18 protein-coding genes are annotated in these 20,562 nt (G+C 67.1%); 12 read left to right on the top strand and 6 right to left on the bottom strand.

Translation table 11 applies throughout. The features are described 5' to 3' along the window. Nucleotides 1-340: 340 nt before the first annotated feature. From ybaL to AC5P74_RS19345, 4 genes are all read right to left on the bottom strand, one after another. Nucleotides 341-2,038 carry a YbaL family putative K(+) efflux transporter gene (ybaL, locus tag AC5P74_RS19360; protein ID WP_053501185.1) on the bottom strand — a complete coding sequence of 566 codons (1,698 nt, stop codon included), beginning with the start codon at nucleotides 2,036-2,038 and terminating at the stop codon, nucleotides 341-343. 191 nt (nucleotides 2,039-2,229) lie between these two features. After that, nucleotides 2,230-3,111: an XVIPCD domain-containing protein gene (locus tag AC5P74_RS19355; RefSeq protein WP_495205034.1), complete on the bottom strand. Its 882-nt coding sequence runs from the start codon at nucleotides 3,109-3,111 to the stop codon at nucleotides 2,230-2,232. A gap of 9 nt (nucleotides 3,112-3,120) precedes the next feature. Continuing rightward, nucleotides 3,121-3,429, bottom strand: a complete 309-nt coding sequence (locus AC5P74_RS19350; RefSeq protein ID WP_005418535.1) for a hypothetical protein — start codon at nucleotides 3,427-3,429, stop codon at nucleotides 3,121-3,123. A 279-nt stretch (nucleotides 3,430-3,708) separates the two neighbouring features. Continuing rightward, nucleotides 3,709-6,096 (bottom strand): TonB-dependent receptor plug domain-containing protein, encoded by a 2,388-nt coding sequence (locus tag AC5P74_RS19345; RefSeq protein WP_171957534.1) that lies wholly within the window; start codon nucleotides 6,094-6,096, stop codon nucleotides 3,709-3,711. Between the two features lie 334 nt (nucleotides 6,097-6,430). Here AC5P74_RS19345 and AC5P74_RS19340 point away from each other — a divergent pair, with 334 nt between their 5' ends. Next, the gene (locus tag AC5P74_RS19340) at nucleotides 6,431-8,296 is read left to right on the top strand and encodes an ABC-F family ATP-binding cassette domain-containing protein (RefSeq protein WP_005418533.1); all 1,866 of its coding nucleotides are present in this window, start codon (nucleotides 6,431-6,433) and stop codon (nucleotides 8,294-8,296) included. 78 nt (nucleotides 8,297-8,374) lie between these two features. Here the strand turns inward: AC5P74_RS19340 and ampR are convergent, their stop codons facing one another. Beyond that, complete coding sequence (gene ampR, locus AC5P74_RS19335) at nucleotides 8,375-9,241, bottom strand: LysR family transcriptional regulator AmpR (protein ID WP_053501019.1); 867 nt, start codon at nucleotides 9,239-9,241, stop codon at nucleotides 8,375-8,377. Between the two features lie 174 nt (nucleotides 9,242-9,415). On the opposite strand from ampR, the gene blaL2 reads away from it, so the two are divergent. The 4 genes from blaL2 to AC5P74_RS19315 all read left to right on the top strand — a co-directional run bounded on the left by blaL2 (nucleotide 9,416) and on the right by AC5P74_RS19315 (nucleotide 14,006). Continuing rightward, a complete protein-coding gene (gene blaL2 / locus AC5P74_RS19330; RefSeq protein ID WP_053501017.1) occupies nucleotides 9,416-10,330 on the top strand; it encodes a L2 family extended-spectrum class A beta-lactamase in 915 nt (304 codons plus the stop codon). A gap of 84 nt (nucleotides 10,331-10,414) precedes the next feature. Further along, the gene (locus AC5P74_RS19325; protein WP_053501015.1) at nucleotides 10,415-11,644 is read left to right on the top strand and encodes a cation:proton antiporter; all 1,230 of its coding nucleotides are present in this window, start codon (nucleotides 10,415-10,417) and stop codon (nucleotides 11,642-11,644) included. 104 nt (nucleotides 11,645-11,748) lie between these two features. Beyond that, nucleotides 11,749-13,305 carry a hypothetical protein gene (locus AC5P74_RS19320; RefSeq protein ID WP_495205033.1) on the top strand — a complete coding sequence of 519 codons (1,557 nt, stop codon included), beginning with the start codon at nucleotides 11,749-11,751 and terminating at the stop codon, nucleotides 13,303-13,305. Nucleotides 13,306-13,364: 59 nt separating this feature from the next. Beyond that, nucleotides 13,365-14,006 (top strand): hypothetical protein, encoded by a 642-nt coding sequence (locus AC5P74_RS19315; RefSeq protein ID WP_053501011.1) that lies wholly within the window; start codon nucleotides 13,365-13,367, stop codon nucleotides 14,004-14,006. Nucleotides 14,007-14,139: 133 nt separating this feature from the next. Here AC5P74_RS19315 and AC5P74_RS19310 read toward each other — a convergent pair whose 3' ends face one another. Next, nucleotides 14,140-14,886 (bottom strand): DUF3011 domain-containing protein, encoded by a 747-nt coding sequence (locus tag AC5P74_RS19310; protein ID WP_346607918.1) that lies wholly within the window; start codon nucleotides 14,884-14,886, stop codon nucleotides 14,140-14,142. A gap of 158 nt (nucleotides 14,887-15,044) precedes the next feature. Between AC5P74_RS19310 and aspS the strand changes: the two genes are divergently transcribed. The 7 genes from aspS to ruvA all read left to right on the top strand — a co-directional run bounded on the left by aspS (nucleotide 15,045) and on the right by ruvA (nucleotide 20,535). Continuing rightward, nucleotides 15,045-16,796, top strand: a complete 1,752-nt coding sequence (gene aspS, locus AC5P74_RS19305; protein ID WP_053499386.1) for an aspartate--tRNA ligase — start codon at nucleotides 15,045-15,047, stop codon at nucleotides 16,794-16,796. Nucleotides 16,797-16,812: 16 nt separating this feature from the next. Beyond that, nucleotides 16,813-17,133, top strand: coding sequence for a hypothetical protein (locus AC5P74_RS19300; protein WP_005418522.1), 321 nt, complete (start codon nucleotides 16,813-16,815; stop codon nucleotides 17,131-17,133). 31 nt (nucleotides 17,134-17,164) lie between these two features. Further along, on the top strand, nucleotides 17,165-17,686 hold the full coding sequence (locus AC5P74_RS19295) for a GNAT family N-acetyltransferase (protein ID WP_005418521.1): 522 nt from the start codon (nucleotides 17,165-17,167) through the stop codon (nucleotides 17,684-17,686). 75 nt (nucleotides 17,687-17,761) lie between these two features. Beyond that, on the top strand, nucleotides 17,762-18,394 hold the full coding sequence (locus AC5P74_RS19290; RefSeq protein WP_032954421.1) for an esterase/lipase family protein: 633 nt from the start codon (nucleotides 17,762-17,764) through the stop codon (nucleotides 18,392-18,394). A 175-nt stretch (nucleotides 18,395-18,569) separates the two neighbouring features. Next, nucleotides 18,570-19,301 (top strand): YebC/PmpR family DNA-binding transcriptional regulator, encoded by a 732-nt coding sequence (locus AC5P74_RS19285; protein ID WP_005418519.1) that lies wholly within the window; start codon nucleotides 18,570-18,572, stop codon nucleotides 19,299-19,301. 105 nt (nucleotides 19,302-19,406) lie between these two features. Next, nucleotides 19,407-19,928 (top strand): crossover junction endodeoxyribonuclease RuvC, encoded by a 522-nt coding sequence (gene ruvC / locus AC5P74_RS19280; RefSeq protein WP_005418518.1) that lies wholly within the window; start codon nucleotides 19,407-19,409, stop codon nucleotides 19,926-19,928. Between the two features lie 13 nt (nucleotides 19,929-19,941). Beyond that, complete coding sequence (gene ruvA, locus AC5P74_RS19275) at nucleotides 19,942-20,535, top strand: Holliday junction branch migration protein RuvA (protein ID WP_005418517.1); 594 nt, start codon at nucleotides 19,942-19,944, stop codon at nucleotides 20,533-20,535. Nucleotides 20,536-20,562 lie beyond the last annotated feature (27 nt).

The following is a 20,562-nucleotide window of genomic DNA, read 5'->3' as shown; positions in this document are numbered from 1 at the left end:
GGCGGGGTGGGTCCGGTTGCGGGGGCGTGAGCCGCATGGGCCCGAGGCATGCCTCGGGCGGGTTGGGCAGGACGCCCAACCCCGGTCTTGCCGTGTGCGCAGGATTGCGCACACGAGCAAGCGGCGACCGAGCTTACATGGGTGAGGGCGCTTTGCTTGCGAAGCACTGCTTCGCAAGCGCCCGAACGCACAGCCGCCAGCGGCTGGGCCGGGCCCCGGAGGGGTACTTGCAGCGGCCCCTGCAAGCGGACCCACCCCGCCATCCCACGGATAGTCAGCTTTTGCCTTTGCCTTTGCCTTGGCAGGTGCAGGGCTGCAAGCCCTGCCGCAGGTACACCCCTCATACCACCGGAATGCTGTGCTGTCCCAGATTCCGGTACGGCGGCGTGGACATGACCATCTCCGCCAGCGAATAGGCCAGCTCGCGCTCGGCCATCACCGTGCCATCGGCACCATGCTCCAGCAGATGCTTCACTTCGGCATCGCTGTGCGCACGTGCCAGCAGGGTCAGGTCCGGGTTGATCGCACGCAGCTTGGCCAGTGCCTCGCCGGCTTCCAGCGGCTGTGGGATCGCCAGCACTGCGATCTTGGCCCGCTCCGGATGGGCCTCGGCCAGCACCCGGTCGGCGGCGGCGCTGCCACGGATCGCTGCCAGGCCCCTGGCGTGCGCCTGCTCGACGTGCTCTTTGTTGTCATCGATCACCAGCACCGGCACGCCGCGATCGCGCAGTACCTGGGCCAGCTCGCTGCCCACCCGGCCATAGCCGATCACGATGGCATGGTCATGCAGGTCGCGCGACGGGCCGGTCGCCTCCTCCGGCTCCGGCGTTTGCGGCTGCTTTTCCTGCTTGGCCTGCCATCGGTCGAGCAGGCCGAACACCAGCGGGTTGAGCATGATCGATACCAGCGCGCCGGCCAGCACCAGCGACTGGCCTTCCTTCGGCAGGATCTGCAGCGCCACGCCGAGGCCGGCGATGATGAAGGCGAACTCGCCGATCTGGGCGAGGCTGGCCGAGATGGTCAGCGCAGTGCTGGTCGGGTGGCCGAACGCACGCACGATGAAGAACGCGGCTGCCGACTTGCCGAACATGATGATCAGCACCGTGGCCAGCACCTGCCACGGATGCTGGACGAGGATGTTGGGGTCGAACAGCATGCCGACCGAGACGAAGAACAACACCGCGAACGCATCGCGCAGCGGCAGCGAATCGTGCGCGGCCTTGTGGCTCAGTTCCGATTCGTTGAGCAGCATGCCGGCGAAGAACGCGCCCAGCGCGAACGAGACGCCGAACAGCATCGCCGAGCCGAACGCCACCCCCAGCGCGATTGCCAGCACCGACAGGGTGAACAGTTCGCGCGAACCGGTACCGGCGATACGTTCGAGGATCCAAGGGATGACCCGGCGCCCGACCACCAGCATCACCGCCACGAACAGGCCCAGCTGCACGAAGGTCCAGCCGATGTCGGCCAGCACGCTGCCCAGCGAGTGCGACTCCTTGGCCGCGTCGGGGCCGAACACACCGGCCATCACCGGCATCATCACCAGTGCCAGCACGCAGGCCAGGTCTTCCACGATCAGCCAGCCGACCGCGATCTTGCCGCGCATGGTTTCCAGCAGACGGCGTTCCTCCATCGCCCGCAGCAGTACTACGGTACTGGCCGTGGCCAGCGAGAAACCAAAGATGACGCCGTGAATGGCCGGCCAGCCCATCAGCGAGGCCACGCCCCAGCCGAGCAGGGTGGCCACCGCGATCTGGCCGATGGCGCCGGGGATGGCGATGGCCTTGACCGCCATCAGGTCCTTCAGCGAGAAGTGCAGGCCGACGCCGAACATCAGCAGCATCACGCCCAGTTCGGCCAGCTGGTTGGCCAGCGCCTGGTCGGCGACGAAGCCGGGGGTGAACGGGCCTACGCAGATGCCAGCAACCAGGTAACCGACCAGGGGAGACAAGCGGAGCTTGTTGGCCAGCGCGCCGAAGATGAAGGCGAGCCCCAGGCCAACGGCCACGATGTTGATCAGGTCGGTGTCATGGTGCATCGGCACTCGCAGGAAATCGGGGGTGCCCCGATTTTCACCGATGAGGCCAGATACGGCAAACCCGTCCAGCGTATCGGATCGTTGCGTGGGCGGCTTGTACGGGCGAGATATCAAGCCTTGTTGAGAGATGGCAGGCCCTGACGGGCCGAATGGAGCCTACCTATGGGGGCTCCAGGCGTAGCCGTCGATGATCACACCATCTGCCGGCGCTGGGTCTCTTCAAGGGCAGGCTCGGCCTGCTGCGGCGAGGCGGCCAACTGCTTGTCCAACTGATGAATCTGCCGCAGCGACTCCGCAACGGATGGCTGAAGGGCCGTTTCAATGTTGATGGGGGCACGCAGATGGCCCGGGTCATCCAAGGCTCCTTGAATGACGAAGATGTTCTCCGGCCTTGGGGGCTGACCAGTCGGCAAGCCCAATACCACATGGTCGATCCGTTCCAGACCTAGTGCCCGGGCAAGTTGGGTGAGGCTGGCCGCGATGCGTTGGCTGGATTCATCAGATGTGCGACCCAGCGATGCGTCCAGCGCATGGACGCCGGCGAGTGCCTGCTGGTGAAGCGATGCCGAGGCATCGCTCAGCGATGGGATGCTGGTTTCCGGCCGTTCGGTTGCCGGTTGCGGCTGCGAAGGACTGGTGGGCCGCACGCGCTCTGCCTTGCGAATGGACTCGATCAGCTCCCGCGGCGTATCGGTGAACAGCAGTTCGCCTGCATCCAGGGACTGCCCAGTAACCTTGTTCACGGTACTGGTCGCCCACGATGCGCAGGTATTGCCATATGACCAGGTGACATTTTCGCCCAAGGCCTGGTCAAGTCGCTTGACCTGCTCGGGAGTCAATTCGTAATAGCGTGAGGCCGAAGATGTGGCCCGGGCTTCCATGCCTTCGCGGATGTCCGAACCTGGGCCATTGTCCTCAACGAGTGGATGGTTGTCTGGCCACAGGCCATGGAACGTCGTATGGCCGTTTCGCGTCACCGAGATCCAGGCGTGGCCGTCCACGAACTGATTGAACGACCCCTGTGTATTGGGGTCTACGTGACTATGGATGCCGAGGACGACCTTGTCGCTCATGGGATGCCCTTACGGAAAAATCTGTGTTTCGCCATCGGCGTACAGCATCACCACGCGCGGCGCCATCAAGGGAATTTCCTGACGGGCCGGGCCAGCAGGTCCGGGCTTCACGTCGCGCCGCAGCATGGTTGTGCATTGGCCGGATATGGGACAGCGATCGACAACGACTTTCATGGTGTCCCCTTCCACGACATAGCTCATCCCTGCCGCGTAATACATGCTTTCCATCGGTTCATTGAACTGGACCTGGAGCTTCGACGCGGAGAGCTGGGTGACGACGACCGGCTCAAGGCTCGATTTGGAATAGCTGGGTTTCACGTGATCTCCTGAACACCCTGACAGGGGGGCCGCCAGCGCAACCCACGCGAGCGCAGCGTACACATGGCGGCGAGTGATGCAGGCTCTCGTCACGGAGCGGCTCCTTCGTTGGTCCGCTGATTATGCACGGGACGGCCTATGAGGCGCGTGCAACAGAGCACAGCCTGGAGACCAGGTGCAGGAGCTGGCAACGGTATACGGTCAGGACCGCGCCTGCCCCGAGATCGCCGGCGGGTGTGTGGAGCAGCGCCGGGCAGGGCACGGCGCCGCCATTACCGCTTACCAGGTGTACTTGATCCGCCCGTACACATACGCGCCGTTGAAGCCGAACGGCGAGTAGTTGCTGTACGGCAGCATGCCGAAGGTGGAGTTCTGCAGGTCTTCGGTGCGGTCCGGGTACTTGTCCAGCAGGTTGTCGGCGCCCACGGTCAGGGTCCAGTTGCTGCTCGGCTTGTAGCTGGCCGAGGCATCCACCACCCAGGCATCGCCGTAGGTCTGGTCGCGCAGCGCGGTCGCCGAGTTGCGCACGGTGAACTTGCCGTAGCGGGTTGCGGCCAGGCCCAGTTCCCAGTGGTCCGAACGCCAGGTGCCGCTCAGGATCGCCTTGTCGCGCGGGTAGCTGTCCTCGATGCGACCGATCTCATCACGGCCGATCAGCGACTGGGTCAGGCCCAGGGTGCCGAACGCCGCCGGAGTGCCGCCGACACGGCGCACTTCGGTGTCGTTGTAGCTGTAGGCGGCGGTCAGCTCCAGGCTGCTGGCGCTGAACGGCACCGTGTAGCTGGACACGAAGTCGACGCCACGGGTGCGCGTATCCAGGCCGTTGGTGAAGTACGAGAACGCAGTCACCTGCGGCAGGCCCAACCCGGCCAGCAGCGCACTGGAGGCCGCGTTGGTAGTGATGCTGGACGACAGCGCGATGCGGTCATCGATGTCGATCTGGTACGCATCGACGGTGATGTACAGGCGGTCGACCGGCTGCAGTACCAGGCCCAGGCTGTAGGAGGTGGAGGTCTCGGCCTTCAGCGGCGAGGCGCCCAGTGCCTGCGCGGCCGGGCTGGTGGTCGGGAAGGTGCCGCGCTCGACGAACACGCCGTTGAGGAACTGGCTGGTGACCGCCTGGTAGCCCTGCTGCGCCAGCGACGGTGCACGGAAGCCGCTGGAGGCGGTGGCACGCAGCGCGACCTTGTCGGTGAACGCATAGCGCGCCGACAGCTTGCCGGAGAAGCGGTCGCCGAAGTCCGAGTAGTCCTCGTAGCGGCCGGTGATGCCGGCCGAGAACTTCTCGGTCAGGTCCGCTTCCAGGCCCGCATAGACAGCGTAGTTGTGGCGGTCGGCATGCACTTCATTGGTCGGGGTGAAGCCGGCGAAGCCCTGCGCGCCGCTGCCGGTGTACGAGTTCAGTTCGCCCGGGTTCTGGTCCCACTTCTCCTTGCGGTACTCACCGCCGAAGGACAGCGTGACCGGGTAGGCAAGGCCCCAGTCCAGCGACTTGGTCAGGTCGGCGTTGAAGATGTCCTGCTGGTACTTCAGCGTGCCGTCGTAGAACGAGCGCGGGCTGGTCGCACCGAGGCTGTAGTTGATGCTGTTGCGGGTGTGGAAATCGAGGGTGTTCTCGCCGTGGTTCAGGCTCAGGTCCCAGGTCCAGCCGCTGTCGGTGTTGCCCTTGACCCCGGCCACCAGCGAGCGGTCCTTGGAATACTGGTTGATCTCCGGCACGTAGCCGTCCGGATAGGTCTGCGCCAGCAGCGCGCTCTGCCCGCTGTGGTTGCGCGAACGGTAGAACGCAAACGAGGTGATGTCGCGATTGCTGAGCAGCGCGCTGGCGTAGCCGGTCACGTGGTCGCTGAAGTCGAAGCTGGCGTTGGCCGACGCAGCAGTGGCATCCACGCGCGGGTCGCCGACGATGAAGGTCTTCTGGCCGATGCTGGGGAAGTTGCCGGTGTTCGGCGTGGTGCCGCGGTACGGCCCGGCGCGGTTGCTTTCATCCTGCTGGCTGATCTGGCCGGCCACGTGCACGCGGCCACGGCCGTTGCCGAACTCGACGCCGGTATCGCCGGAAAGCTGGTACTTGTTGCCGTCGCCGGCGGAGTACTGGCCGTAGTCCACGGCCAGGCTGCCGCCACTGCCGCTGCCCTTGAGCACGATGTTGATGACGCCGGCAATAGCGTCCGAGCCGTACTGCGCCGACGCGCCGTCGCGCAGCACTTCCACGCGCTCGATCGCGGCGATCGGGATCGCGTTGATGTCCACCGCTGACGAGCCACGACCGATGCTGCCGTTGACGTTGATCATCGCTGAGGTGTGGCGGCGCTTGCCGTTGACCAGCACCAGCACCTGGTCCGGCGACAGGCCGCGCAGTTGCGCCGGGCGCACGCCGCTGGTGCCGTCGGTCAGTGCCGGGCGCGGGAAGTTCAGTGAGGGCAGGGCGCGTGAAAGGGCGGTGGCCAGTTCGCTGGTGCCGGTGGACTGCAGCGCTTCGGGGGTGATGATGTCGATCGGCGACTGCGATTCGGCGACGGTGCGGTCGGCCACGCGGGTGCCGGTGACGATCACGGTGTCCAGGGTGTTGGCGGCGGTGCCGGCCTGCTGGGCGGCGGCGACGAACGGAGAGCCACCGAGTGCGACAGCGACGGCGGCGGCGATCAGGCTGGTCTTGCGGGTCATCGGGATGGGCTCCGGTTGGCGGGGGCGGCACCGGAATCGACATCACGGGGGTGAGGCGGACGGCGGTTGTTGCGGTGCGCAATACAGCAATTAACGGGATATTCAGTGCCTGTCAAATGCCGGTCATCGGAAAAAACGTTGCAGCAGCAACCATTTAGCCCGGACAGGCATCGGCGGGGAGGAGACCCGGGACGCGCGCGGCGAGGACGTGGGAGAGAGGAACGTCGGCCACTGCGCATCCCGGGACGCGTCAAGTATTCGTTAACGCTAGAATTGCGTCGCAGGAACAGTGCTCACCAGCACATTCCATCCGGTTATATGGACCCCTTCCCCGATGATCTCCCTTCGTAATTTCGCCTTGCGCCGCGGCGAGCGGCTGCTGTTGTCCAATGTCGACCTGACCCTGCACGCCGGTTACCGGGTAGGTGTGGTCGGCCGCAACGGTGCTGGCAAATCCAGCCTGTTCGCGGCGGTGAAGGGCGAACTGGAGGCCGACAAGGGTGACGTCGACCTGCCCGGCAAGGTCCGTATCGCCAGCGTCGCCCAGGAAACCCCGTCGCTGCCGGACCCGGCGCTGAGCTTCGTGCTGGGCGGCGATACCGAGGTGGCCGCGGTGCTGGCCGAAGAGGCCGAGGCAACCGCCCGCGAAGACTGGGAGGCGGTGGCCAACGCACACACGAAGATGGCCGAGATGGGCGCCTACGACGCCGAAGCGCGCGCCGGCAAGCTGCTGCACGGCCTCGGCTTCCCGGCCGAGACCCACCACCGCGCGGTGTCCTCGTTCTCCGGTGGCTGGCGCGTGCGCCTGAACCTGGCCCGCGCGCTGATGATGCCCAGCGACCTGCTGCTGCTCGACGAACCGACCAACCACCTCGATCTGGACGCGGTGTACTGGCTGGAACAGTGGCTGCTGAAGTACCCGGGCACCCTGCTGCTGATCTCGCATGACCGCGAGTTCCTCGACAACGTGGCCACCCACACCCTGCACCTGCACGGCGGCGGCGCCAAGCTCTACCCGGGCGGCTACACCGATTTCGAGCGCCAGCGCGCCGAACAGCTGCGCCAGCAGCAGATCGCGCACGAGAAGGAGCAGGCCGAGCGTGCCCACCTGCAGAGTTTCATCGACCGCTTCAAGGCGCAGGCCAGCAAGGCCGCGCAGGCGCAGAGCCGCATGAAGCGCCTGGCCAAGCTGGCCGGCACCGAAGCGGTGCGCGCCGAACGCGAGTTCCGCATCGAGTTCGCGCCGCCGGCCAAGCTGCCGTTCTCGCTGATCCGCCTGAATCACGTCGAGGCTGGCTATGGCCAGGACGCGGTGATCCTGCACAACGTCGGATTCGGCCTGGAAGCGGGCCAGCGCATTGGCCTGCTCGGCCCGAACGGCGCCGGCAAGACCACCCTGGTGAAGACCCTGGTGGGTGAACTGGCGCCGATCGTCGGTGAGCGCATGGCGCACCCGGACCTGAAGATCGGCTACTTCGCCCAGCACACGGTGGAGTCGCTGCACGAAGGCCAGTCGCCGATGGAGCACTTCCGCGAGATTGCCCCGGATGCGCCGAACCAGTCGTTCCGCGATTTCCTTGGCAAGTGGAATTTCCCGGGCGACCGTGCGTTCGAGCCGGTCGATGGTTTCTCCGGTGGCGAGCGCGCGCGCCTGGCGCTGGCGCTGATCGCCTGGCAGCAGCCGAACGTGCTGCTGCTGGACGAACCGACCAACCACCTTGACCTGGAAATGCGCGAAGCGCTGGCCGAAGCGCTGGCCACCTTCGAAGGCGCGATCGTGATGGTCTCGCATGACCGCCACCTGATCGGCCTGGTCTGCGATACCTACTGGCGCGTGGCCGATGGCGTGGTCGAGCCGTTCGACGGTGACCTGGATGCATACGCCGCGTGGCTGCGCACCCGTCCGCAGGCGCAGGGCACGAAGGCCCGCATGGAGCAGGTGGAAGAGCCGGTGGTGGTCAAGACCGCCCCGGTGGCACAGGTGGTGCAGAAAAAGCCCGTGAACCCGCACAAGCTGGCCGCCGCCGAGGCCAAGGTGGCCGAGCTGGAAGGTGTGCTGGCCGAGCTGGACCGCCAACTCGCCGACCCGGCCAACTATGCCGATGCCAGCCGCATGGCGGTGATCGGCCGCGATCGGGAAACCGCTGCCGCGCAGCTGGAAAAGGCCGAAGCGGCCTGGATGGAACTGCTCGAGTCCTGACCGGTAGTGCCGGCCGCTGGCCGGCAGCGCGATGCGCCCACAACGATCAAGGGATTGCCGGCCAGCGGCCGGCACTGCCTACGCGCCCTGCGCCTGCAGCCACTCGCGGAAGCGCTTGGCCGGCTCGCGCTCGGCGCGCGAACGTAGCCGCGTCAGCCAGTATCGGCCCAGCTCCAGCGTGGTGCCGAACGGCTGCAGCAGGCGGCCTTCGGCCAGTTCCTGCTCGAACATGCGCAGCGGCAGCAAGGCCACGCCGGCACCGCCGGCGGCGGCCATCGCCACCGTCAGCGAGGAATCGAACACCGGCCCACGTGCTTCCACGCCGCTGACGCCGGCCGCCTGCAGCCAGCGCGGCCATTCGTCGCTGCGATAGGAACGCAGCAACGGCAGCGTGGCCAGGTCGCGCGGCTGCTTCAGCCGCCGCGCCAATGCCGGGGCGCACAGCGGCGCGAAGGGCGCATTGAGGATCGCCGTGCAGGCCTGGCCCTGCCAGTCGCCATCACCGAAGCGGATGGCCAGATCCAGCCCCTCGCCGGCCAGGTCGATGCGGTTGTTGTGGGTCTGCAGGCGCAGCTCGATGTCCGGATGCGCGGCCTCGAATGCGGCCAGCCGTGGCAGCAGCCAACCGGTGGCGAAGGTGCCGACCACCCCCAGCGTCAGCACTTCGCGGGCGGGCCCGCCGGTGTAGCGCGCGATGCTGGCCGAGATGCGTTCGAACGATTCGTTGAGCACCGGATACAGTGCTGCGCCTTCATCGGTCAGCGCCACGCCGCGCGGCAGGCGATGGAACAGGCGGATGCCGAGCCGGTCTTCCAGGCCCCGGATCTGGTGGCTCAGCGCGGCCTGGCTGACGCACAACTCGAGCGCGGCACGGGTGAAGTTCTGATGGCGGGCGGCGGCTTCAAAAGCACGCAGCGCGTTGAGCGGCAGGGTCGGGTGCAGCATCGGAAAGCCGTGAGCCAGGGTGATGGCTGATCCTACCGTTCAATAAGGAATTTCGTAAATCTCAACAAGTTGATTACGACAGGCATGAGTTCAACTTATGGCTTGCCATTATTCTTCGCGCTGGTCGGCTGCAGGGGAAGCGCCAATAATCGAGCGGTCACCAGGAGAACCCCTATGCTCGCCCGTCGCCGATTCCTGCAGTTCAGTGGTGCTGCCGTTGCGTCCTCGCTGCTTGCCCCGGCGCTGGCGCAACCGGTTTCCGCCTCGTCTGGCATAACCGCCGCGAACGCCGCCATTGCCGGCGCCGCCGATTTCGCCGCGCTGGAGAAGGCCAGCGGTGGCCGTCTGGGCGTCACCGTGCTGAACACCGGTAACGGCCGTCGCATCGGCGGACATCGTCAGGACGAGCGCTTCCCGATGTGCAGCACGTTCAAGTCGATGCTGGTTGCCCATGTGCTGAGCCTTGCCGATGCAGGCCGCGTTTCGCTCGACACACGTGTGCCCATCGCCGAAAAGGATCTGCTGTCCTACGCCCCGGTGGCGCGCCGCCATGTGGGCAAGGACCTGACGGTGCGCGACCTGTGCCGGGGCACGCTGACCACCAGCGACAACACGGCGGCCAACCTGCTGCTGGAGGTGGTGGGCGGGCCGTCGGCGCTGACTGCATTCCTGCGCGGGCAGGGCGACAGCGTTACCCGCAATGACCGCAACGAGCCGGACGTGAATCTGTTCGCGAAGGGAGATCCGCGCGATACCACCAGCCCGGCCGCGATGGCCACCAGCTTGGCCCGCTTCGCGGTGGGCAATGGCCTGCAGCCGGCATCGCGCCAGCAGTTCACTGATTGGCTCATCGACAACCAGACCGGCGATGCCTGCCTGCGCGCCGGGCTGGGCAAGCGCTGGCGGGTGGGGGACAAGACCGGCAGCAACGGTGATGACACGCGCAACGACATTGCCGTGCTGTGGCCGCATGCGGGCGGCGCAGCGTGGGTGGTCACTGCCTATCTGCAGGGCGCGTCGGTCGATGACGATCAGCGCGCAGCGGTGCTTGCACGGGTGGGGGCGCTGGCCGACGCGATGATCGGATGAGGTAACCGGGGTCATTCGAAAATGGCTTGCCGGATCGGTTCAGCGCGCGCATCCTGCGCGCGTTCCAACCCCACGGAAGACCCCATGAGCCATGAACTGATCTACCTGTTGCTGATCTTCGCGCTGCTGGTGATCCCACGCGCGTTGCAGCGTTTCAGCCTGCCTGCCCCGTTGACCTGCCTGCTGTTCGGCATCATCGGCATGCTCTGGCTGGGGGATCAGGCACATGATGCGGTGATCGGACTGCTGGCCACCCTGGGCATTTCCTCGCTGTTCCTGTTCGCCGGCCTGGAAGTGGATCTGCAGGCGCTGCGCCGGGGTATGTGGCCGCTGCTGGCACATCTGGTCATCCGTACCGGCACGCTGTTCGGCGTCGGCTGGTTGGCCTGGCGTTACGCAGGATTGCCGTGGCAGGCCGCCGGGCTGCTGGCGTTGGCGCTGCTGACGCCCTCCACCGGTTTCATCATGGACTCGCTGTCGCGGCTGGGCCTGAGTGAGGACGAACGGTTCTGGGTGACCAGCAAGGCCATCGCCGGTGAGCTGCTGGCGCTGGCTGCCTTGTTCATCGTGCTGCAGGCCGGCGATCCGGGCCACATGGCGCTGTCCAGCCTGGCGCTGCTGGCGATGATGGTCGGCCTGCCGCTGCTGTTCATCGCGCTGGGCCGCTGGGTGGCGCCGCACGCGCCGGGCTCGGAGTTCTCGCTGCTGGTGATGGTCGGCATGGTGGCGGCTTACATCACCTACCTGCTGGGTGTGTACTACCTGGTGGGGGCATTCATCGCCGGCCTGGTCGCGCGCCTGCTGCACCAGCGCATGCCGCTGCTGGCCTCGCACGAGAACCTGCACGCGCTGCGTCTGTTCGCCTCGTTCTTCGTGCCGTTCTACTTCTTCAACGCGGGCACCAAGGTGCCCAGCGAAGCGTTGAGCTTCGAGGCGCTGGGGCTGGGCATCGTGATCACCCTGGTGGTGCTGCCGCTGCGCATCGGCGTGGTCTGGCTGCAGCGCCGGGTGATGTTCGGCGAGAGCTTCCGCAGCAGCCTGCGGGTCTCGCTGGCGCTGGCCCCGACCCTGATCTTCACCCTGGTGCTGGCGGCGATCATGCGCGAGCGCTTCCAGATACCCGCAGTGCTGTTCGGCGCGCTGCTGCTGTACGCCGCGCTGACCACGCTGCTGCCGTCGCTGGTGTTCCGCACGCCGTTCGACGTCGATCCGGTGGAGCAGGAACCGGCGGGCGAGGGCGAGGCCGCACCGGTCGCGGCCACCGAAGTCAGCCAGGCCGAGCCGCCGAAGGCGCCGCTGCCACCGCTGGGCTGAGCCGCAGCCGCGTACAGCGGCTTGCACTCCCGCGCGTCAACACAGACACTGCGCGCCCGTGAAGCGCGCCCTGCCGTGGGCGGCCACAGCCAGGAGCAACAGGCGTGACCCAGGAAAGCAACCCAGACCGCAGCCTGTTGCCGGGCAAGATCCTGTTGTGGTTTTCGGCAATCGCGCTGCTGGTCCTGCTGGGCTGCAGCTGGTCGATGCCCCCGGTCGATGCCTCCGGTTTCCGGCAGACGCAGACTGCCCTGTCGATCGACTGGTTGCTACGTGGCGGGCCCTGGCTGGACTACGTGACCCCGGTGCTGGGCGCGCCCTGGTCGATTCCCTTCGAGTTCCCGTTCTACCAGTGGTTGGCGGCGTTGCTGTCCAGCCTCACCGGCATGAGTGCGGACAACAGCGGGCGGCTGGTCTCCACTGCTTTCCATGTCGGCTGCGTCTGGCTGGTCTACCGCACGCTGCTGGCATGGCGCCCTGACCGCACGCTGGCGCTGTGCGTGGCCGGCGCCTTTGCCGTCTCGCCGTACGCGCAGTTCTGGGGGCGCTCGGTGATGATGGAGTCCAGCGCGGTGTTCTTCGGCCTGCTCTTTGTCTGGGCGATGGCACGCCTGCGCAGCCAGCCGCGCGTGTGGGTGGGCCTGGTCGCCATCGTCGCGGCGGTGCTGTCGGCGGCCATCAAGGTCACCTCGTTCTTCGGCTTTGCCGCGTTCGTTGCGCTGGCCTTCCTGTGGCTGGCCCTGCACGAGCACGGCTGGCGCCCGCAGTGGCTGCAGCAGCATTGGCAGCTGCTGTTCTGGGGTGGTCTGTCCGCGCTTGCCGCGCTGGCCACGCTCAGCCTGTGGCTGCAGCATGCCGATGCGCTGAAGGCGCAGTCGGCGCTGGGCCGGCAGATCACCTCCGATGCACTGTCCACCTGGAATTTCGGCACCCTGCAGCAGCGCCTGGATCCGGCTACCTGGTGGGGCACGGTGTTCAAGAAGCGCTTCTCCGGTGCGATCGGCTCCAACTGGATCTTCCTGGTCTTCGTCATCGCCGGGCTGTGGCAGAAGCGCACGCGCACGGCGGTGGGGATCCTGCTGCTGGCCTACCTGGCGCCGTTCCTGGTCTTCACCAACCTGCACATCGCCCATCCCTACTACCAGGCGGCCAATATCGTGTTCGCCACGTCGATCATCGGCCTGGTGCTGTGGTCGACGGTGCTGGCGGCCGAAGCGGCGGGCAAGCCGCGCCGTGGCGTTGCGCTGGCGATCTTCCTGTGCGTGCTGTCGGTGGGCTTTGGCCTGGTGAAGTCTCTGAAGGACATCAAGGAAGCGCGCGAGCCGACACCGGTTTCGCAGATCGCCGAGGCCATCCGGACCGGCACCCCGGCGCAGGGCGTGGTGGTCGCGTTCGGTCAGGACTGGTCCTCCGAGCTGCCGTATTTCTCCGGCCGCCGTGCCGTGATGATTCCGGACTGGGCATCGGACGACGTGCTCGCATCGCTGGCTGCAGATGACGCAGCACTGGGGGGACTGCCGCTGGCCGCGCTGGTCAACTGCCCCAACCAGGTGGGCAGCAGCCCCGGGCGCGTGCAATGGCTGGCCGAGATCACCCGCCGCTATGCCGCCGGTGGCCAGAAGCAGGACGTGGGCGGTTGCGAGGTCTGGCTGCACCCCTGACGTGACGTGGCCGGTCAGCGCGGTTTGCGCGCACCGGCCCGGGTCGTTAGGGTTGGGGCATGAGACTGCCTGCCGTTGTTGCCGCTTCCGCCCTCCTGCTCAGCCTCGCTGCCTGCTCGCAGCGTTCCGATACGGTCGCCCATGATCTGGCGACCGCACCGGCCGATGCCTTCATGGCCGCCATCGCCGCGCATTGCGGCCAGGCCTTTGAAGGCCGGGTGGTGGAGGACACGCCGGCGCCGACCGGCAAGGACCCGTTCGCCGGGCAGCGCCTGGTCATGCATGTGCGCGGCTGTGCCGATCCTGCCCATGAATTGCGGATTCCCTTCCATGTGGGGGATGACCACTCGCGCACCTGGGTGCTGACCCGCACCGAAAACGGCCTGCGCCTGAAGCACGATCATCGCCATCAGGATGGCAGCGCGGATGCGATCACCCTCTATGGCGGCGACAGCACGCCACCGGGCACCGCCGAGCGCCAGCAGTTCCCGGCCGACTCCGATTCGGTGGCGATGTTCCGTCGTGCCGACATGCTGGCCTCCACGCACAACACCTGGGCGATGGAGATCGACCCCGACCAGACCTTCGTCTACGAGCTGGGCCGCCCGGACGGCCGCCGCTTCCGCGTGAAGTTCGACCTGAGCAAGCCGGTCGATCTGCCGCCGCCGCCGTGGGGTGACGACAAAGCGCCCGCACCGTGATCGCGGGGTCGGATGCCTCCTGTAAAGCGCTCCGCCCCCGGAAAGACCCCCAGTAGATCCGCGCCATGCGTGGAAGCGGGATACCTGGTCGGGTCAGAGCCCCGGCCGCTGGCCAGGGATCCGACGCCGCAACTCAACGCGTACCGAAGCGCGCCCGGCAACCGTTGCTCACCCACACCTGGCCCCGTGCGTAGCCCCAGCTGCGGCCCTCCTGGCAGGCGCTGCCGGACAGCTGCTGCTGCAGCACCGGCCGGCCCTGGCGCTCATCCCAGTCACAGTTCTGCGTGCGGTTGTTGTTGCTGCTGCAGGTGATGGAGTAGTTGCTGTTGCCGCCGCCCCAGCCACCGCCCCCGCCGCCACCCCATCCGCGAGCTTCGGCGAATTCGGCGCGGCAGCCGTTGCTGACCCACACCGCGCCGTTGCGCACTCCCCAGGTACGGCCTTCGTCGCAGGGGCTGCCGGACAGCTGGCGGACCAGGCGGGCATTGCGCCAGCCGACCGGGCAGCTGCGTTCGCGATTGTTCTGGCTCTCACAGCGGATGGTTTCGCCGGGCCGGCCATTGCTGCCGCCCCAGCCACCGCCGTTGCCGCCGCCCCAGCCACCACGGGCCTCGACGAATTCGGCGCGGCAGCCATTGGTGACCCAGATGCTGCCATTGCGGCTGCCCCAGGTGCGGCCCTCGTCGCAGGCGCTGCCGGAGAGCTGGCGGACCAGCTGCGCATTGCGCCAGCCTGTGTTGCACACGCGTTCTCGGTTGTTCTGGCTCTCGCAACGGATCACCCCGCTTTGCGCGGCGGCCGGGGCGGAGGGCAGGGCGAGCGTGGCGATGGTGCCCAGGCTCAGGGTCACGGCCAGGCGGGCCAGGGACAGCGGATTCATGGCGGCATCCCATACGGTGGCAGGTGCCTGACTATAGGGAGGGGGATGATCAAGCCGGTGTGACTGGCCGGATTTGCCCCGGCCGGGGCCTCGGCCGCAGAATACGAGGCTTTCCGGCCCCCATCCGGTGCCGGCGTTCTCCAGCGGAGCTTCCCCCAATGCGTACCCACTTCTGCGGCCTGGTCGACGAGACCCTGATTGGCCAGACTGTCACCCTCGCCGGTTGGACCGACGTGGCCCGTAACCAGGGCGGCGTCTGCTTCATTGATCTCCGCGATCATGAAGGCATCGTGCAGGTGACCGTGGAGGTCGACAACGCCGAAGTGTTCGCCGTGGCGGCTTCGCTGGGCTACGAAGACGTGCTGCAGGTGGAGGGCGTCGTGCGCGCCCGCCACGCGGTGAACGACAAGATGCGCACCGGCAAGGTGGAAGTGATCGCCACTGCCATCACTGTGCTGAACAAGGCCGCGCCGCTGCCGTTCCACGCCCACGAGAACCCGGGCGAGGAAACCCGCCTGAAGTACCGCTACCTGGACCTGCGCCGTCCGGAAATGCAGCGCATGCAGCGCACCCGCATCAAGCTGGTGCAGGCCCTGCGCCGCCACCTGGACGAGAAGGGCTTCCAGGACATCGAAACCCCGATCCTGACCAAGGCCACCCCGGAAGGCGCGCGCGACTTCCTGGTGCCGGCGCGCATGCACCCGGGCGAGTTCTACGCCCTGCCGCAGAGCCCGCAGCTGTTCAAGCAGATCCTGATGGTGGCCGGCTTCGACCGCTACTACCAGATCGCGCGCTGCTTCCGCGACGAAGCGCTGCGTGCCGATCGCCAGCTGGAGTTCACCCAGCTGGACATGGAATTCGCCTTCGTGCGCGAGCGCGACGTGCAGGACTTCGTCGAAGACATGATCCGCGCCATCTTCAAGGAAGTGGTCGACGTCCAGCTGGATGCCAGCTTCCCGCGCATGACCTGGGCCGAGGCGATGCGTCGCTACGGTTCGGACAAGCCGGACCTGCGCATCGCGCTGGAGCTGGTCGACGTGGCTGAGCTGGTCAAGGACAGCGAGTTCCCGGTGTTCACCGGCCCGGCCAACGATGCCGAAGGCCGCGTCGCCGCGCTGCGCATCCCGGGCGGTGCAGCGCTGAGCCGCAAGCAGATCGACGAGTACGCCGCGCATGCCGCCAAGTACGGCGCCAAGGGCCTGGCCTACATCAAGATCGCCGACAACGGCGAAATCAGCTCGCCGATCCAGAAGTTCTTCAGCGAGGCCTCCTTCGCTGCGCTGGTGGCCCATGTTGGCGCCGGCAACGGCGACATCGTGTTCTTCGGCGCTGGCGGCTACAACAAGGTCTCCGACTTCATGGGCGCGCTGCGCCTGAAGGCTGGCAAGGACTTCGGCCTGATCGCCGATGGCTGGGCGCCGCTGTGGGTCACCGACTTCCCGATGTTCGAATGGGACGAGGAAGAACAGCGCTACGTCGCGCTGCATCACCCCTTCACCGCACCGGCCGTGGATGACATCGCCGATCTGCGCGCCAACGCCCGTACCGCCGTCTCGCGCGGTTACGACATGGTGCTCAACGGCAATGAAATCGGCGGCGGTTCGATCCGTATCCACCGTCCGGACATGCAGAGCGCAGTGTTCGAGCTGCTCGGCATCGGTGCCGAAGAAGCCCGCGCCAAGTTCGGCTTCCTGCTCGACGCGCTGAACTACGGCGCGCCACCGCACGGTGGCATCGCCTTTGGCATCGATCGCATCGCCGCGCTGATGGCCGGCACCGAATCGATCCGCGACGTCATCCCGTTCCCCAAGACCACCGGTGCACAGGATCTGATGACCGACGCGCCGTCGCCGATCGTCGACGCGCAGCTGGCCGAAGTGCACATCCAGGTTCGCCCCAAGACCAACTGATCAGGAGATCCAGGCAATGACCGAGTTTGCGTTTTCGCTGGAGTGGGAAAAGCTGGGCAATGAAGGCTCCGAGGCCAACCTGGTCACCGAGCGTGCACGTGTGTTCGGTGGTTGGCTGGTCCGCGTCGGTACCAACCCGGCGGCAATGGCCCTGACCTTCGTCGCCGACGGCGAAGGCCGTTGGGACGGTGAAGACTTCGGCGTCGAGGATTACGAGGACGACGAAGAGGAAGAGTACGACGAGGACGAGGAAGGCGAGGAAGAAGACGACGAGGACGAAGAAGAGTACGAGGAAGAGGACGAGGAAGAAGAAGCGGAGTCGCCTGAAAAGGCTTGACCCCCGCTTCGCCCTGGCGTCAACTTCCTGCATGTATTCGATCCGCCGCGCCACTGTGGACGATGCGCCGACCCTGTCGGCGCTGGCCGCCCGCACGTTCACCGAAACCTTCGGCCATCTGTACCCGCCGCAGGACCTGCAGGCCTTCCTGGAGGAGGCCTACACGCTCGAGCGCCAGCGCGTGATCCTGGCCCATCCCGATTACGCGGTGTGGCTGCTGGAACTGGATGGGGAGGCGGTCGGCCATGCCGCCGCCGGCCCCTGTGGCCTGCCGCATCCGGATGTGAAACCCGGTGACGGCGAACTCAAGCGCCTGTACCTGATCAAGACGCAGCAGAGCTGCGGCTGGGGTAGCCGCCTGCTGGAAACCGCGCTGGCCTGGCTGGAGCGCGAAGGCCCGCGCACGCTGTGGCTGGGCGTGTGGTCGGAGAACTTCGGCGCGCAACGCTTCTACGCCCGCTATGGTTTCGAGAAGGCCGGCGAGTACCTGTTCCCGGTTGGCGATACCAACGATCTGGAATTCATCCTGCGCCGCGCACCGCGCGCGGCCTGACGTTCACCGCCGCTTGCTGCGCGCGCGTGTTCAATCACCTCACGTTCCTGCCCCGCTGACCGCCAGGCTGTTTGCATGACTCCCCCCGTATTGCTGCTGCATGGCATCTGGAATGCCCGCGCCTGGGTCGGGCCGCTGGCCTGGCGCCTGCGCGCGCGTGGTTTCCAGGTGCATGCGTTCGGTTACTCCTCGGTGTTCGGTGGTCCCGACGTGGCGGTGCCCCAGCTGCTGGAACGGTTAGCCGACGCCGGGCCGTTGTCGCTGGTCGGCCACAGCCTGGGCGGGTTGCTGGCGCTGGAAGCGCTGCGGCGCAATCCGCAGCTGCCGGTGCAGCGGGTGGTCTGCCTGGGTTCACCGCTGCGCGGCAGTGGCACCGCACGCTCGTTGTCCGAGCACGGCTGGGGCCTGGCGCTGGGACGCAGCAGCGAGCTGCTGCTCGATGGCCTGCCGGACTGGCAGGGCAGGGCCGAGGTTGGCCTGATTGCTGGCTCGGTGCCGCACGGGCTGGGCAGCCTGCTGGGTGCCATCGACGATGCCTCCGATGGCACCGTGGCACTGGCCGAGACCCGGCTGCCGGGCCTGGCCGACCATTGCGTGGTCCGCACCAGCCACAGCGGCCTGGTGGTGTCGCCCGACGCCGCGCGGCAGACCGCGCATTTCCTGCGCCATGGCAAGTTCGACCACAGCCGCGACGCGGCGGCAGCATAGGGGCGGGGGAGGCAGGCCGCCCTGTAGAGCCGAGCCCATGCTCGGCTGCATTCCGTCGGGCCCATTGGGCCGAGCATGGGCTCGGCTCTACAACAATACGGGCCTAGACACGGTTGCAGCGCCCGATCAGGTAGAATCCGCGCCTTGATCCTGAAGCAGCCAGACGGTAGCACCCATGGGTAGAGGCCCCTCCATCGAAGCCCGCAAGAACGCGTCCGACGCGAAGCGCGGCAAGATTTTCACCAAGATCATCCGCGAGATCGGCGTTGCCGCGCGCGGCGGTGGAGGCGACCCCAACAACAATCCGCGCCTGCGCGTGGCCGTGGACAAGGGCCTGGCCGTGAACATGTCCAAGGACGTGATCGAGCGTGCCATCAAGAAGGCGACCGGTGAGCTGGAAGGCGTCGACTACGAGGAAGTCCGCTACGAGGGCTACGCCCCGGGTGGCGTGGCCGTGATCGTCGACTGCCTGACCGACAATCGCGTGCGCACTGTGGCCGACGTCCGCCATGCGTTCAGCAAGTGCGGTGGCAACATGGGCACCGAGGGCTCGGTGGCCTTCATGTTCAAGCGCCTGGGCGTGCTCAGCTTCGCCGCAGGGGCCGACGAGGAAGCCATCACCGAAGCGGCCATTGAGGCCGGTGCCGATGACATCGTGGTCTACCCCGATGACGGCTCGATCGATGTGGTCACCAGCCCTGACGCGTTCAACGCGGTGAAGGATGCGATGGCCGCCGCCGGCCATGTCGCCGACCACGCCGAGATCACCTTCCGCGCGGACAACGACATCAAGGTTGAAGGCGACGTCGCCCTGCAGGTCAAGAAGCTGTTGGACATGCTCGAAGACCTGGACGACGTGCAGGACGTGTATTCCAACGCCGAACTCGGCGCCGACGCCTACGCCTGAGCCGTCTTCGACGGCCTGGGCGCGGGCCGTTGAACGGTCACCGCGGACAGTCATGAGCCCCTACGCCTGCCAGCGCATCCCGTTCCGCCCCGCCAGGAGTGCAGCATGACCCGCATCCTCGGCATCGACCCCGGTTCGCAGCGGACCGGGGTCGGCATCATCGATGTCGATGCCGCCGGCCGCGTCACCTACGTGCACCACCAGCCATTGGTGCTGCTGGGCGCCGACGACTTCCCGCAGCGCATGAAGCTGCTGGTGCTGGGCCTGGCCGACCTGTGCCGCGAGTACCAGCCGCAGGAAGTGGCCATTGAAAAGGTGTTCATGGCCCGTAATCCCGATTCGGCGCTGAAGCTGGGCCAGGCCCGGGGCGCGGCGATCTCGGCCGTGGTGCTGCGCGACCTGCCGGTGCACGAATACGCCGCCAGCGAGATCAAGCTCGCCGTGGTTGGCCGTGGTGGCGCCGAAAAGCAACAGGTTCAACACATGGTCGGGCTCATGCTCAACCTGAAAACCAAGCTGCAGGCCGACGCGGCCGACGCGTTGGCGGTGGCGATCACCCATGCCCACGTACGGGCAACGGCCAACCGCCTGGGGCTCAGTGCCCGCCAGGCGTGGGGCCGCAAATGAGGAGCTGCACGCAATGATCGGTCGACTGCGCGGCATCGTCGCCTACAAGGCGCCGCCGTGGCTGGTGGTGGACGTGAACGGGGTGGGCTACGAACTGGAGGCGCCGATGAGCACCTTCTACGACCTGCCCGAGCTCGGCCGCGAGGTCACGCTGTACACCCACTACGCGCAGAAGGAAGACAGCGTTTCGCTGTACGGCTTCCTGCGCGAGGGGGAGCGGCGCCTGTTCCGCGACGTGCAGAAGGTCAGTGGCATTGGCGCGAAGATCGCGCTGGCGGTGCTGTCCGGCGTTTCCGTCGAGGAGTTCGCGCGCATGGTCCAGGCCGGTGACATCACCGCGCTGACCCGCATCCCCGGCATCGGCAAGAAGACTGCCGAGCGCATGGTGCTGGAACTGCGTGACCGTGCCGCCCAGTTCGGTGCCGGCGGCGCGCTGCCCACCGGCAGCGGCCCGGCTCCGGCCGACCCGCTGTCCGATGCCACCGTGGCCCTGCAGCAGCTGGGCTACAAGCCGGCCGAAGCGGCACGCATGGCCCGCGACGCCTTCAATGAAGGCGACGAAGTGGCCACCGTGATCCGCAAGGCGCTGCAGTCGGCGCTGCGCTGAGCCGCGTCCCTTTCCTTCAACGAACCG

The organism is Stenotrophomonas sp. YJH_SMC_94-11 (assembly GCF_059370435.1).
The sequence above is the reverse complement of the archived record's forward strand: the minus strand, read 5'-3'. Positions and strand labels throughout refer to the sequence as shown.

Bases quoted from the DNA above. Each gene is read 5' to 3' on its own strand.
- ybaL (WP_053501185.1), bottom strand. From the start codon at position 2,038: ATGCACCATGACACCGACCTGATCAACATCGTGGCCGTTGGCCTGGGG.
- AC5P74_RS19355 (WP_495205034.1), bottom strand. From the start codon at position 3,111: ATGAGCGACAAGGTCGTCCTCGGCATCCATAGTCACGTAGACCCCAAT.
- AC5P74_RS19345 (WP_171957534.1), bottom strand. From the start codon at position 6,096: ATGACCCGCAAGACCAGCCTGATCGCCGCCGCCGTCGCTGTCGCACTC.
- AC5P74_RS19340 (WP_005418533.1), top strand. From the start codon at position 6,431: ATGATCTCCCTTCGTAATTTCGCCTTGCGCCGCGGCGAGCGGCTGCTG.
- ampR (WP_053501019.1), bottom strand. From the start codon at position 9,241: ATGCTGCACCCGACCCTGCCGCTCAACGCGCTGCGTGCTTTTGAAGCC.
- blaL2 (WP_053501017.1), top strand. From the start codon at position 9,416: ATGCTCGCCCGTCGCCGATTCCTGCAGTTCAGTGGTGCTGCCGTTGCG.
- AC5P74_RS19325 (WP_053501015.1), top strand. From the start codon at position 10,415: ATGAGCCATGAACTGATCTACCTGTTGCTGATCTTCGCGCTGCTGGTG.
- AC5P74_RS19315 (WP_053501011.1), top strand. From the start codon at position 13,365: ATGAGACTGCCTGCCGTTGTTGCCGCTTCCGCCCTCCTGCTCAGCCTC.
- AC5P74_RS19310 (WP_346607918.1), bottom strand. From the start codon at position 14,886: ATGAATCCGCTGTCCCTGGCCCGCCTGGCCGTGACCCTGAGCCTGGGC.
- aspS (WP_053499386.1), top strand. From the start codon at position 15,045: ATGCGTACCCACTTCTGCGGCCTGGTCGACGAGACCCTGATTGGCCAG.
- AC5P74_RS19300 (WP_005418522.1), top strand. From the start codon at position 16,813: ATGACCGAGTTTGCGTTTTCGCTGGAGTGGGAAAAGCTGGGCAATGAA.
- AC5P74_RS19295 (WP_005418521.1), top strand. From the start codon at position 17,165: ATGTATTCGATCCGCCGCGCCACTGTGGACGATGCGCCGACCCTGTCG.
- AC5P74_RS19290 (WP_032954421.1), top strand. From the start codon at position 17,762: ATGACTCCCCCCGTATTGCTGCTGCATGGCATCTGGAATGCCCGCGCC.
- AC5P74_RS19285 (WP_005418519.1), top strand. From the start codon at position 18,570: ATGGGTAGAGGCCCCTCCATCGAAGCCCGCAAGAACGCGTCCGACGCG.
- ruvC (WP_005418518.1), top strand. From the start codon at position 19,407: ATGACCCGCATCCTCGGCATCGACCCCGGTTCGCAGCGGACCGGGGTC.
- ruvA (WP_005418517.1), top strand. From the start codon at position 19,942: ATGATCGGTCGACTGCGCGGCATCGTCGCCTACAAGGCGCCGCCGTGG.